Raw genomic sequence first — 16,294 nt, 5'->3', positions numbered from 1 at the left:
GTGGCGCTGCGTCGGATGATGGCAACCAGATTGACCGTATGTCGGAAAGTTCAAAACAGGAACTGGATCACACGCTAAAGGACAGGTCGCCGCGGAAATATCAATGTGACATTAGTGGGGCGATTGTTTAGGATGGCACCCAGAAGGTCAATAGTTTGGCATAAAGTTAATAGCGAAAGAATATAGCCAAATTATTGACGATTAGATGCGTCAAACTTGATTCGCAAATTTTAAAAGTACGTCCAGACTGAGTCGGCGCCAAAAGCCATCAGGTCTATAGAAGTCAACTGAACGTGACACCCCCGGAGAGTCTTCAATGAGCAGTGTTGTTGCCATCGTCAAAAGCATTGTCGGTCAGGTATTTGTAGTCTCCCCTGAGGGTGTACGTCGCGTACTCGTTGAAGGCGATCGCCTGTTCGTGGGTGACCAGATCGACACCGGCCTATCCGGCGCCGTATCGCTTGAGTTGGCTGATGGCCGCACCCTCGATCTGGGCCGAGAAACCCAGTGGAGCGCCAACGCGCCTGACTCCAGCACTGACCTGGCCGAGGCCACTGCGCAGGCAGCGCCGTCGGTAGCCGAACTGCAGCAAGCCATCGCCGCCGGTGTCGACCCGACCACCGCGCTGGACGCCACTGCTGCCGGCCCGAGTGCCGCAGGCACGGGCGGTGCCGCCGGTGGTGGTCACAGCTTCGTCATGCTCGACGCCACCGCTGGCCGCGTTGACCCGACCATTGGTTTCCCGACTGCAGGCATCAACGCTGGCGGACAAGCCGCGCAAAACATCACCGGCGGCCAGACCACCGACACCACCACCAACGCCTTGCGTGATTCGACCCTGAGCCTCAGCGCCACGCCGTCCATCACCGAAGCCGGCGGCGTGCTGGTGTACACCGCGACCCTGACCCAGGCGCCGCTGACCGACCTGACCATCACCCTGTCCAACGGCGCGGTGATTGTGATTCCGGCAGGCGCAACCACTGGCACCGTCAATGTGCCGCTGGCGCCGAACGACACCGTTTACAACGACCCGACCCAGATCGACGTGACCGTCACCGGCACCACCGGCGGCAATGGCATCACCGTGACCCCGCCGACCACTCCGGCCACAACCCAGGTCACTGACACCATCGACACCACCATCGTCACCCTGACGGCTGGGCCGAGTGTCACCGAAGGCGGGCAGATCACTTACACCGCGACCCTGACCAACCCGGCGCAAACCCCGGTGACCGTCACCCTGTCGAACGGCTCGACCATCACCATCGGCGCCGGCCAGACCACCGGCACGGTCAACGTGCCGACCCCGGCCAACGACGTCTATAACAATGGCAGCACCGTCACCACGACGATTACCGGTGCCAGCGGCGGTAACTTCGAAAACCTGGTGCCGAACCCGACGCCAGCGGTGACCACCATCACCGATTCGATCGACACCACCAACCTGACCCTGACCGCCACCGGCACTGTGGTCGAGGGTGGCCAGATCACTTACACCGCGACCCTGACCAACCCGGCGCAAACCCCGGTGACTGTCACCCTGTCGAACGGTTCGACCATCACCATTGAGGCTGGGCAGACCACCGGCACCGTCAACGTGCCGACTGCGGCCAATGACGTCTACAACAATGGCGGCACCGTCAGCACCACCATTACTGGCGCTACCGGCGGCAACTTCGAAAGCCTGGTGCCGAACACCACGCCTGCGACCACCACCATTACCGACTCGATCGACACCACCAGCGTGAGCCTTACCGCCACCGGTACGGTCGTCGAAGGCGGCCAGATCACTTACACCGCGACGCTGACCAATGCTGCGCAGACTCCGGTGACGATCACCCTGTCGAACGGCTCGACCATCACCATTGACGCCGGCCAGACCACTGGCACCGTCAACGTGCCGACTGCGGCCAACGACGTTTACAACAATGGCAGCACCGTCAGCACCACCATCACCGGTGCTACCGGTGGCAATTTCGAAAATCTGGTGCCGAACACGACGCCAGCGACCACCACCATTACCGACTCGATCGACGACACCAACCTGTCGCTGACGGCAACCGGGACCGTGGCCGAAGGTGGTTCGATTGTTTACACCGCGACCCTGACCAACCCTGCCGGCACACCGGTAACCGTGACCCTGAGCAATGGCTCGGTGATCACCATCGAGGCTGGCAAAACCACTGGCACCGTGACCGTTCCGGCGCCGGCCGATGATGTCTATAAAGACTCAGGCAAAGTCGAAGTCACCATCAAGGATGCAACTGGCGGCAACTTCGAGAATCTGGTGCCTAGCACCGTTCCAGCCGTGACCGAAGTGACCGACACCATCGACACGTCGACCGTGAAACTGACGGCTGACACCTCGGTGGCTGAAGGTGGCACCGTCACTTACACCGCCACCGTCGGTGCGCCGGTGACTGGCTCGCCAGTGATCGTGACCCTGGCCAACGGTCAGAACATCACCATCGAAGTCGGCAAAACCAGCGGCACCGTGACCACCAACGCCCCTAACGATGCGTTGACCGGCAATGCGCCGCTGACCAACTCGATCACCGGTGTTTCCGGTGGTAATTACGAAGATCTGGTTGCCGACAAGACCCCGGTATCGACCACTGTTACCGATGTCGCCGACACCACCGACCTGTCGCTGAGCGCCACCGGTTCCGTGGCCGAGGGTGGTTCGATCGTTTACACCGCGACGCTGACCAATCCGGCCGGCACGCCAGTCACCGTGACCCTGTCGAATGGCTCGGTGATCACCATCGAAGCGGGTAAAACCACTGGCACCGTGACCGTTCCAGCGCCATCTGATGACGTTTACAAAGACGCCGGCAAAGTCGAAGTCACCATCAAGGATGTGTCTGGCGGTAATTTCGAGAACCTGGTCCCGAGCACCACGCCAGCCGTGACCGACGTCACTGATACCATCGACACGTCGACCGTAAAGCTGACGGCTGACACCTCGGTCGCTGAAGGCGGTACCGTCACTTACACCGCCACTGTCGGCGCGCCGGTGACCGGCTCGCCTGTTGTCGTGACCTTGGCCAATGGTCAAAACATCACCATTGAAGTCGGCAAAACCACCGGCACCGTGACGACCATTGCACCGAACGATGCGTTGACCGGCCACGCGCCGATTACCAATGCGATCACGGGCGTGAGCGGCGGCAATTACGAAGACCTCGTTGCCGACAAAACCCCGGTCAGCACCACCGTCACCGACACCACTGACACCACCGACCTGACGCTGAGCGCGACGGGCACCGTGGCTGAAGGCGGCCAGATCACCTACACCGCGACCCTGACCAACGCCGCAGGCTCGCCTGTCACCGTTACCCTGTCGAACGGTTCGGTGATCACCATCGAGGCTGGTAAAACCACTGGCACCGTGACCGTTCCGGCGCCCGCCGATGACGTCTACAAAGACGCCGGCAAAGTCGAAGTCACGATCAAGGACGCGACTGGCGGCAACTTCGAGAACCTGGTGCCGAGCACCGTTCCTGCCGTCACCGACGTGACCGATACCGTTGATACCTCGACGGTGAAACTGACCGCCACCGAGACGGCCGCTGAAGGTGGCACCGTCACCTACACCGCCACTGTCGGCGCCCCAGTGACCGGTTCGCCTGTGGTCGTGACTCTGGCCAATGGTCAGAACATCACTATCGAAGTCGGCAAAACCACCGGCACCGTGACGACCATTGCACCGAACGATGCGTTGACCGGCCACGCGCCGATTACCAATGCGATCACGGGCGTGAGCGGCGGCAATTACGAAGACCTCGTTGCCGACAAAACCCCGGTCAGCACCACCGTCACCGACACCAATGACACCACCGACCTGACGCTGAGCGCGACGGGCACCGTGGCTGAAGGTGGCCAGATCACCTACACCGCGACCCTGACCAACGCCGCAGGTTCGCCTGTCACCGTAACCCTGTCGAACGGTTCGGTGATCACCATCGAGGCGGGTAAAACCACTGGCACCGTGACCGTTCCGGCGCCCGCCGATGACGTCTATAAAGACGCTGGCAAAGTCGAAGTCACCATCAAGGACGCGACTGGCGGCAACTTCGAGAACCTGGTGCCAAGCACCGTTCCGGCTGTCACTGACGTAACCGATACCATCGACACCTCGACGGTCAAACTGACCGCCACCGAGACTGCCGCTGAAGGTGGCACCGTCACTTACACCGCCACTGTTGGCGCACCGGTGACCGGTTCGCCGGTGGTCGTGACTCTCGCCAACGGCCAGAACATCACCATTGAAGTCGGCAAAACCACCGGCACCGTGACCACCACCGCACCTAACGATGCGCTGACTGGCCACACGCCCCTGACCAACGTGATTACTGACGTGAGCGGTGGTAACTACGAGAACCTCGTTGCCGACAAGACCCCGGTTTCGACCACTGTTACTGACACTGTCGACACCACCAACCTGTCGCTCACTGCGACTGGCACCGTGGCTGAAGGCGGTTCGATTGTTTACACCGCGACCCTGACCAACCCGGCTGGCACGCCAGTCACTGTGACCCTGAGCAACGGCTCGGTGATCACCATCGAGGCCGGCAAAACCACTGGCACCGTGACCGTTCCAGCGCCAGCTGATGACGTCTACAAAGACGCCGGCAAGGTCGAAGTCACTATCAAGGATGCTACCGGCGGCAACTTCGAGAACCTGGTGCCAAGCACCGTTCCTGCCGTCACCGACGTGACCGATACCGTTGATACCTCTACGGTCAAACTGACCGCCACCGAGACTGCCGCTGAAGGTGGCACCGTCACCTACACCGCCACTGTCGGTGCTCCAGTGACGGGTTCTCCGGTTGTAGTGACTCTGGCCAACGGCCAGAACATCACCATCGAGGTCGGCAAAACCAGCGGCACCGTGACCACCACCGCGCCAAACGATGCGCTGACTGGCCAAGCTCCGCTGACCAACTCGATCACCAACGTTTCCGGCGGCAATTACGAAAACCTCGTGGCCGACAAAACCCCGGTCAGCACCACCGTCACCGACACCACTGACACCACCGACCTGACGCTGAGCGCGACGGGCACCGTGGCTGAAGGGGGTTCAATTGTTTACACCGCGACCCTGACCAATCCGGCCGGCACGCCAGTCACTGTGACCCTGAGCAACGGCTCGGTGATCACCATCGAAGCGGGCAAAACTACCGGCACCGTGACCGTTGCGGCGCCTGCCGATGATGTCTACAAAGACGCCGGCAAGGTCGAAGTCACCATCAAGGACGCCACCGGTGGCAACTTCGAGAACCTGGTGCCAAGCACCACGCCAGCCGTGACCGAAGTCACTGACACCATCGACACCTCGACCGTGAAGCTGACGGCCGACACCACGGTCGCTGAAGGCGGCACCGTCACCTACATCGCCACTGTTGGCGCTCCGGTGACCGGTTCGCCTGTGGTCGTGACCCTGGCCAATGGTCAGAGCATTACCATCGAAGTCGGCAAGACCACCGGCACTGTGACCTTCACCGCGCCGAACGATGCGTTGACCGGTCAAGCGTCGCTGGGTAATTCGATTACGGGTGTAAGCGGCGGTAACTACGAAAACCTGGTGGCCGACAAGACCCCGGTTTCGACTTCGGTCACTGACACCGTCGACACCACTGACCTGTCGCTCAGCGCCACCAACTCGGTCGCCGAGGGCGGTTCGATCATCTACACCGCGACGCTGACCAACCCGGCTGGCTCGCCAGTGACTGTGAACCTGTCGAACGGCTCGGTCATTACCATCGAGGCCGGTAAAACCACCGGCACCGTGACTGTCGCTGCGCCAGCCGATGACGTCTATAAAGACGCCGGCAAAGTCGAAGTCACCATCAAGGACGCCACCGGCGGCGACTTCGAGAATCTGGTACCAAGCACTGTCCCGGCCGTGACCGAAGTCACTGATACCGTCGACACTACCACCGTCAAACTGACCGCCACCGAGTCAGCGGCTGAAGGTGGCACCGTTACTTACACCGCCACCGTAGGCTCTCCAGTCACCGGTTCGCCGGTCGTCGTGACCTTGGCCAACGGCCAGAACATCACCATCGAAATCGGCAAAACCATCGGCACCGTGACCACCACTGCGCCGAACGATGCGTTGAACGGCCACACCCCGCTGACCAATGCGATCACTGACGTAAGCGGCGGTAACTACGAGAATCTGGTTGCCGACAAGACTCCGGTTTCGACCACTGTTACTGACACTGTCGACACCACCAACCTGTCGCTGACTGCGACCGACACCGTGGCCGAAGGCGGTTCGATCGTTTACACCGCAACACTGACCAATCCGGCCGGCACGCCAGTCACCGTGACCCTGTCCAACGGCGCCGTGATCACCATTGAGGCGGGTAAAACCACTGGCACCGTCACCGTCGCTGCGCCCGCCGATGACGTCTATAAAGACGCCGGCAAAGTTGAAGTCACGATCAAGGACGCCACTGGCGGCAACTTCGAGAACCTCGTTCCGAGCACCAACCCAGCCGTTACCGACGTCTCTGACACCATCGACACTTCGACGGTCAAACTGACCGCCACCGAGTCGGCGGCTGAAGGTGGCACCGTCACCTACACCGCCACGGTCGGTGCGCCAGTCACTGGCTCGCCAGTTGTGGTGACCTTGGCCAACGGTCAGAACATCACCATCGAAGTGGGTAAAACCACCGGCACCGTGACCACTACCGTGCCAAACGATGCGCTCACTGGCCACGCTCCGCTGACCAACGCGATCACTGACGTTTCCGGCGGCAATTACGAAAACCTCGTGGCCGATAAAACTCCGGTCAGCACCACCGTCACCGATACTGTCGACACCACCAACCTGTCGCTGAGCGGCACCGGTTCTGTGGATGAAGGCGGCCAGATCACCTACACCGCGACCCTGACCAATGCCGCTGGCTCGCCGGTCACCGTGACTCTGTCGAACGGTGCCGTGATCACCATCGACGCCGGCAAAACCACCGGCACCGTCACCGTCGATGCGCCGAAAGATGACGTCTACAAAGATGCCGGCACCGTTGAAGCGACCATCAAAGGCGCGACCGGTGGCGACTTCGAAAACCTGGTCACCAATACCGCCCCGGCGGTCACCACCGTCAACGACACCATCGACACCTCCACCGTGTCGCTGACCGCCACGGCGAACGTCGCCGAAGGCGAAACCGTGGTCTACACCGCGACCGTGACCGCACCCGTGACGGGTTCACCGGTTGTCGTGACCCTGTCCAACGGCCAGACCATCACCATTGCCGTCGGTGAAACCACCGGCTCGGTGAACTTCGTTGCGCCGAACAGCCCATTGGCCGGCGGCAGCTCGCTGAGCGTGACCATCGACGGCGCCACTGGCGGCAACTACGAAAAACTGGCAGTCGACGGCAAGTCCGCCGACACCGCGGTTTCGGACACCACCGACACCACCAACCTGAATCTGACCGCGACCGATTCGGTGGCTGAAGGCGGGTCGATCGTTTACACCGCGACGCTGACCAACCCGGCCGGCACCCCGGTAACCGTGACGCTGTCGAACGGTTCGGTGATCACCATCGAAGCGGGCAAAACCACCGGCACCGTGACCGTTCCTGCGCCTGCCGATGACGTCTACAAAGACGCCGGCAAGGTCGAAGTGACGATCAAGGATGCAACAGGCGGTAACTTCGAGAACCTCGTTCCGAGCACCGTGCCGGCCGTGACCAACGTCACCGACACCATCGATACCACCGCCGTCAAACTCACCGCGACCGAGTCGGCGGCTGAGGGCGGTACCGTTACCTACACTGCTACCGTCGGCGCGCCAGTCACCGGTTCGCCGGTGGTCGTGACCCTGGCCAACGGTCAGACCATTACCATCGGCGTCGGCCAGACCACAGGCACCGCCACCACCACCGCGCCGAACGACGCATTGACCGGCCACGCGCCGATCACCAATGCGATCGCTGAGGTCAGCGGTGGCAATTACGAGAATCTGGTGGCCGACAAGACCCCGGTTTCGACCACGGTCACTGACACCGTCGACACCACCAACCTGTCGCTCAGCGCGACCGGCACCGTGGCCGAGGGCGGTTCGATTGTTTACACCGCAACCTTGACCAACGCCGCAGGCTCACCAGTCACCGTGACCCTGTCCAACGGCGCCGTGATCACTATCGAGGCTGGTAAAACCACTGGCACCGTGACCGTTCCAGCACCGGCTGACGACGTATACAAAGACGCGGGCAAAGTTGAAGCGACGATTTCGACTGCCACCGGTGGCAACTTCGAAAATCTGGTGCCGAGCAATGTTCCGGCTGTGACCGAAGTCACCGACACCATCGACACCACCACCGTCAAACTGACCGCCACCGAGTCGGCGGCTGAAGGCGGTAATGTCGTCTACACCGCCACTGTCGGCGCGCCGGTGACCGGTTCGCCTGTGGTTGTGACCCTGGCCAACGGTCAGACCATCACCATCGGCGTCGGCCAGACCACCGGCACCGCGACCACCACCGCGCCGAACGATGCATTGACCGGCCACGCGCCGATCACCAATGCGATCACTGAGGTAAGCGGCGGCAATTACGAGAATCTGGTGGCCGACAAGACCCCGGTTTCGACCACGGTCACTGACACCGTCGACACCACCAACCTGTCGCTCAGCGCGACCGGTTCCGTCACCGAAGGCGGTTCGATCGTTTACACCGCAACCTTGACCAACGCCGCAGGCTCACCAGTCACCGTGACCCTGTCCAACGGCGCCGTGATCACTATCGAGGCTGGTAAAACCACTGGCACCGTGACCGTTCCAGCGCCAGCCGATGATGTCTACAAAGACGCCGGCAAGGTTGAAGCGACGATCTCGACTGCAACGGGCGGCAATTTCGAAAATCTGGTGCCGAGCACTGTTCCGGCTGTGACCGAAGTCACCGACACCATCGACACCACCACCGTCAAACTGACCGCCACCGAGTCGGCGGCTGAAGGCGGTAATGTCGTCTACACCGCCACTGTCGGCGCGCCGGTGACCGGTTCGCCGGTGGTCGTGACCCTGGCCAACGGTCAGACCATTACCATCGGCGTAGGCCAGACCACAGGCACCGCCACCACCACCGCGCCGAACGACGCATTGACCGGCCACGCGCCGATCACCAATGCGATCGCTGAGGTCAGCGGTGGCAATTACGAGAATCTGGTGGCCGACAAGACCCCGGTTTCGACCACGGTCACTGACACCGTCGACACCACCAACCTGTCGCTCAGCGCGACCGGCACCGTGGCCGAGGGCGGTTCGATTGTTTACACCGCAACCTTGACCAACCCAGCGGGTTCGCCAGTTACCGTAACCCTGTCGAACGGCGCGGTGATTACCATCGACGCCGGCAAAACCACTGGCACCGTGTCCGTTCCAGCGCCAGCCGATGATGTCTACAAAGACGCCGGCAAGGTTGAAGCGACGATCTCGACTGCAACGGGCGGCAATTTCGAAAATCTGGTGCCGAGCACTGTTCCGGCTGTGACCGAAGTCACCGATACCATCGACACCTCAACCGTCAAACTCACGGCTGATACGTCGGTAGCTGAAGGCGGCACCGTCACTTACACCGCCACTGTCGGCGCGCCGGTGACCGGCTCGCCGGTTGTCGTGACCCTGGCAAACGGCCAGAACATCACCATCGAAGTCGGCAAAACCACCGGCACCGTAACCTTCACCGCACCGAACGATGCGCTGACCGGCCACGCACCGCTGACCAACTCGATTACTGGCGTAACCGGCGGCAACTACGAAAACCTCGTGGCGGATAAGACGCCGGTCAGCACTACGGTGACCGACACTGTCGACACGACCAATCTGTCGCTCAGCGCTACCAATTCGGTCGCTGAAGGCGGTTCGATTGTTTACACCGCGACCCTGACCAATGCGGCTGGTTCGCCAGTGACCGTGACGCTGAGCAACGGCGCCGTGATCACCATCGACGCCGGCAAAACCACCGGCACCGTGACCGTTCCAGCTCCTGCTGACGACGTCTACAAAGATGCCGGCAAGGTTGAGGCGACAATCTCCACCGCTACCGGTGGCAACTTCGAAAACCTGGTGCCAAGCACGACTCCGGCTATCACCAGCGTTACCGATACCATCGACACCACCACTGTGAAACTGACGGCAACGGCTACTGCGGCAGAGGGCGGCAATGTCGTCTACACCGCAACCGTCGGTGCACCAGTCACCGGCTCGCCGGTGGTCGTTACCCTGTCGAACGGTCAGACCATCACCATCGGCGTAGGCCAGACCACTGGCACCGCAACCACTACCGCACCAAACGACGTATTGACCGGTCACGCACCGCTAACCAACGCGATCACCGACGTCAGCGGCGGTAACTACGAAAACCTCGTGGCGGATAAGACGCCGGTCAGCACTACGGTGACCGACACTGTCGACACCACCAACCTGTCGCTCAGCGCTACCAATTCGGTCGCTGAAGGCGGTTCGATTGTTTACACCGCAACGCTGACCAACGCGGCTGGTTCGCCAGTGACCGTGACGCTGAGCAACGGCGCCGTGATCACAATCGACGCTGGCAAAACCACCGGCACCGTGACCGTTCCAGCTCCTGCTGACGACGTCTACAAAGACGCCGGCAAGGTTGAGGCGACAATCTCCACCGCTACCGGTGGCAACTTCGAAAACCTGGTGCCAAGCACGACTCCGGCTATCACCAGCGTTACCGATACCATCGACACCACCACTGTGAAACTGACGGCAACGGCTACTGCGGCAGAGGGCGGCAATGTCGTCTACACCGCAACCGTCGGTGCACCAGTAACCGGTTCGCCAGTCGTGGTAACCCTGTCGAACGGTCAGACCATCACCATTGGAGTCGGCCAGACCACTGGCACCGCAACCACTACCGCACCAAACGACGTATTGACCGGTCACGCACCGCTAACCAACGCGATCACCGACGTCAGCGGCGGTAACTACGAAAACCTCGTGGCGGATAAGACGCCGGTCAGCACTACGGTGACCGACACTGTCGACACCACCAACCTGTCGCTCAGCGCTACCAATTCGGTCGCTGAAGGCGGTTCGATTGTTTACACCGCAACGCTGACCAACGCGGCTGGTTCGCCAGTGACCGTGACGCTGTCGAACGGCGCCGTGATCACCATCGACGCCGGCAAAACCACCGGCACCGTGACCGTTCCAGCTCCTGCTGACGACGTCTACAAAGATGCCGGCACCGTACAAGCAACCATCAGCACCGCCACCGGTGGCAGCTTCGAAAACCTGGTGCCGAGCACAACACCGGCCATCACTAGCGTTACCGATACCATCGACACCACCACTGTGAAACTGACAGCTACCGGCACAGCGACGGAAGGCGGCAACGTCGTCTACACCGCGACCGTCGGTGCTCCGGTGACCGGTTCGCCTGTGGTTGTAACGCTGGCCAACGGTCAGACCATTACCATCGGCGTCGGCCAGACCACTGGCACCGCGACCACTACCGCGCCAAACGACGCACTGACTGGCCACGCACCACTGACCAACTCGATCACCAACGTGACCGGCGGCAACTACGAGAATCTGGTGGCCGACAAGACCCCGGTATCGACCACCGTCACGGATACCGTCGACACCACCAACCTGTCGCTCAGTGCGACCGGCTCTGTGGCTGAGGGCGGTTCGATTGTTTACACCGCCACGCTGACCAACGCCGCAGGTTCGCCTGTGACCGTGACCCTGTCGAACGGCGCCGTGATCACTATCGAGGCCGGCAAAACCACCGGCACCGTGACTGTTCCGGCACCGGCTGACGACGTCTATAAAGACGCCGGCACCGTCCAGGCAACGATCAGCACCGCCACCGGTGGCAACTTCGAAAACCTCGTGCCAAGCACCACGCCGGCAATCACCAGCGTTACCGATACCATCGACACCACCACGGTGAAACTGACCGCGACCGCCACTGCCGCTGAAGGCGGTAACGTCGTCTACACCGCAACTGTCGGCGCGCCAGTGACGGGCTCGCCAGTCGTGGTAAGCCTGTCGAACGGTCAGACCATCACCATCGGCGTCGGCCAGACCACGGGCACCGCGACCACCACTGCGCCTAACGACGCATTGACCGGCCATGCACCGCTGACCAACTCGATCACCAATGTGACTGGCGGCAACTACGAGAACCTCGTGGCCGACAAAACGCCGGTTTCGACCACCGTCACCGATACCGTCGACACCACCAACCTATCGCTGTCCGCGACCGGCACCGTGGCCGAAGGTGGTCAGATCACTTACACCGCTACGCTGACCAACGCCGCTGGCTCGCCAGTCACCGTGACCCTGAGCAACGGCTCGGTGATCACCATCGACGCGGGTAAAACCAGCGGCACCGTGACCGTTCCAGCACCAACTGACGACGTCTACAAAGACGCCGGCACCGTGCAGGCGACCATCACCGGCACCAGCGGCGGCAGCTTCGAAAATCTGGTGACCAGCAACACGCCAGCCGTGACCAACGTCACCGACACGGTCGACACCACCACCGTCAGCATCACTGGCAGCAGCTCGGTGACCGAAGGCCAGACCGCCAGCTACACGGTCAGCCTGAACCACCCGGCGCAAACCGAAGTGACCCTGAAAATCGTCTACAGCGGCACCGCCGCCGACGGTTCGGACTTCACCGGCGTGTACACCGTGAAGATCCCGGCCGGTGCGAGCAGCGCGCAGTTCAATGTCGCGACCATCGATGACAAGATCACCGAAGGCACCGAAAACTTCGTGGTCAAGATCGATTCCGCCACCGGCGGCAACTTCGAAAACCTCGCGGTCAGCAGCACCAACGGCAGCGTCAGTACCTCGATCATCGACAACGATGCGCCGCCGGTGCTCGACCTGGATGCCAACAACTCCAGCGGCGCCACCGGTGCCGACTACAAGGTGACCTTCACCGAAAACACCCCGGGCGCGGGTGTGTCGATTGCCGACACTGACATCAGCATCACTGACCCGGACAGCACCATGCTCACCGGTGCCACTGTGGTCCTGACCAACCGTCAGGACGGCGATGCGCTGAACCTGGGCAACAGCGTCAACGGCATCACCATCAATGCCAACAGCACCAACGGCACCGTCACGCTGACGCTGTCCGGTAACGCGACGCTGGCCGACTACATGCAGGCCATCAAGAACATCAGCTTCACCAACGGCAGCGAAAACCCGAGCACCGTGCCGCGCATCATCACGGTGACCGTGACCGACGGCGGCAATTACTCCAACACCGCGACCACCACGGTCAACGTGGTGGCGGTCAACGACGCTCCGGTGGCAGCGCCAAGCAACGTCACTGGCACCGAAGACACTCCGCTGGTGCTCGGCTGGTCGACCTTCGGCGTGACCGACGTCGACAGCCCGGCCAGCAGCCTCGGCATCAAAATCACTCAGCTGCCGGGCGAAGGCAAACTGCAGTATCTGGACGGTTCGACCTGGAAAGACGTCGCCAACAACCAGACCTTCAGCAAGGCTGACATCGACGCGGGCAAGCTGCGCTTCCTGCCGGATGCCAACGAGTCGGGGGTCAACGGTTACGGCGGCAGCGGTCTGGGCAACAACCAGGCGGACTACGCACAGATCAAATTCCAGCCAACCGACGGCCAACTGCTGGGCAACACCGGCACCGTGAAGATCGACATCACGCCAGTGGCGGACGCGCCGACCGTGAGCGTGGCCGACAACAGCGTGAAGTCCACCGGGCTGATCAAGGAAGTCTGGACCGGCCTGGCGGGTCTGGGCACCAACGGCAATGGCGCGGATTCGACCACGTTGAAAAACGTCATCGACGGCGCCGGCAAACCGAACTCCAGCGGCTCGGTGACCAATGTGCAGTCCGACGGTAGCGTTGCGGCGGGCACGGCATCGAAGACGTCAGGCCTGATTTATCTGGAAGCCGGCAAAACCTACACCTTCAGCGGTATTGCCGATGACAGTTTGTTGATCACGATCGGCGGCAAGAGTGTGGCTTCGGGTACCTGGGGCGCGGGCGGCGCCATCAATGGCTCGTTCACCCCTACCACCAGCGGCTACTACACCCTGGACATCTACCACCACAACCAGAGCGGCCCGGGCAGCTACGACGTCAACCTGTCGGTCAATGGCAGCACGCCGATCGACCTGAGCAGCGCCGGCGTGCCGATCTACACCGGCGTGCAGGATCTGATCAATTCGGGCGTGACCGTCTCCGATCTGCACGGCAGCAACGGCGAAGGCTATTACGACGGCTACAAACTCAATACCGGCGCCGAAGGCACCACGGTGAAACTCTCGGCAATCACCACCGCACTGACTGACACCGACGGCTCGGAAACCCTGAGCGTGAAGATCAGCGGCGCACCGGTCGGCTCGGTGCTCAGCGATGGCGCGGGTCACACCTTCACCGTCACTGCCAGCAGCGGCGACGCCAACGTCACTGGCTGGAACCTTGGCAGCCTGACCGTAACGCCACCGCCGTACTACAACGGCCAATTCAACCTGACCGTGACCTCGACCTCCACCGAGATGGTCGGCGGCTCGGCCAGCAGCACCGCGACCATTCCGGTCAGCGTGGTGCCGGCGGTCTACAACGCCGTGGTTGCGACGTCGGGCGACGACACCGTCACCGGCACCGATGGCAACGACATAATCGTCGCCGACATCGGCGGCCTGACCGTGGTCCCGGGCACCAACTACAACATCGCGTTCATGGTCGACAGCTCCGGCAGCATGAGCAGTTCGTCGCTCAACGCCGCCAAAGACTCGCTGACGTCGGTGTTCAACAGTCTCAAGCAGAGCCTGGGCGGCAGCAATTCGGGCACGGTGAACATTTTCCTCGTCGACTTCGATACCCAGGTCAACAAGTCGGTGTCGGTGAACCTCAACGACCCGAACGCGCTGACGCAACTCAAAGCGGTACTGGACTCGATGGCCTCCGGCGGCGGCACCAACTACGAGGACGTGTTCAAGACCACGGCCAACTGGTTCCAGAGCGCTGACGCTGTGGCCAACACCGGCGCGAAGAACCTTACGTACTTCATCACCGACGGCCAGCCGACCTATTACCAGAGCGGCGAGCAGACCAACCCGACGCTGTACGGCAACGTGAAGCTCGACGATGTGGTGAAAACCAGCAACTACAAGCCGGGCGACACCTTCAGCACTTACATCGACAATACCCACGCGTTGACGATCAACAGCGCCGGCACCGTGACCCTGCAAACCTACACTTCGTGGTGGGGCTGGAGCAGCTCTAATCTGGGCACCATCCACGCGCAGGGCGACGGCACTTATGAGTTGTCGAGTCTGGCGGGTACCGGTAACAGCACCAACTCGTCAACGACCAGCAACTCGACCAGTGGTTTTGCCTTGCTCAACGGTCTGTCGAACGTCGAGGCTATCGGACTGAACAACGATGTCAGCCTCAACGATCTGAAGCCGTACGATACGGATAAAACGCCGCAGACCAACATTGATCCGAAGGATCTGGCCAACTCGATCATCGGCCACACCGAAGCGACGCTGCCAGGCAACGACACCGTCAGCGGTGGCGACGGCAATGACATCCTGTTCGGCGATCTGGTCAGCTTCAACGGCATTGCCGGCGAGGGTTATCAGGCGATGCAGGCGTTCGTTGCCAAAGAAACCGGGGTCGATGTCAGCAAAGTCACCACCAGCAACGTGCACCAGTACATCACCGAGCACTATCAGGCGTTCGATGTCTCCGGCGCGCACGATGGTAACGACACCCTGCTGGGCGGCGCGGGCAATGACATCCTGTTCGGCTCGGGCGGCAACGATTTGCTCGATGGCGGCAAAGGTAATGACATCCTGCTCGGCGGCACCGGCAACGACACGCTGATCGGCGGTCAGGGTAATGACATCCTCATCGGTGGTTCGGGTGCCGACACCTTCGTCTGGAAGGCGGGCGACACCGGCAACGACGTGATCAAGGACTTCAAGGCCAGCGAAGGTGACCGCATCGATCTGCGTGATCTGCTGCAGGGCGAGACCGGCAGCACCATCGACAACTTCCTGAAGATCACCACGGTCGACGGCACGTCGTCGCTGCAAGTCAGCTCGGCGGGCAAGTTCAACTCCGGCGACGCTGCGGCGGCAACCCCGGACGTGACGATCAAACTGGAAGGCAACAACTGGTCGAGCGCCAACATTCACAACCTGATTGCCGGCAGCGACCCGACCATCAAGGTCGACCACAACAACAGCTGATAGTGAACAAAACGGCCGCCCCGATGGGGCGGCCGTCAC

The 16,294-nt window shown here is 61.7% G+C and carries 1 protein-coding gene; it reads left to right on the top strand.

The window, feature by feature from the left end:
• The first annotated feature begins 316 nt into the window (after nt 1–316).
• The gene (locus ACOYXH_RS26225; RefSeq protein ID WP_460411509.1) at nt 317–16,255 is read left to right on the top strand and encodes a LapA family giant adhesin; all 15,939 of its coding nucleotides are present in this window, start codon (nt 317–319) and stop codon (nt 16,253–16,255) included.
• Nucleotides 16,256–16,294: the final 39 nt, after the last annotated feature.

Source organism: Pseudomonas sp. Mb7, from assembly GCF_054790525.1.
This window is presented reverse-complemented; position numbering and strand designations above follow the sequence as displayed.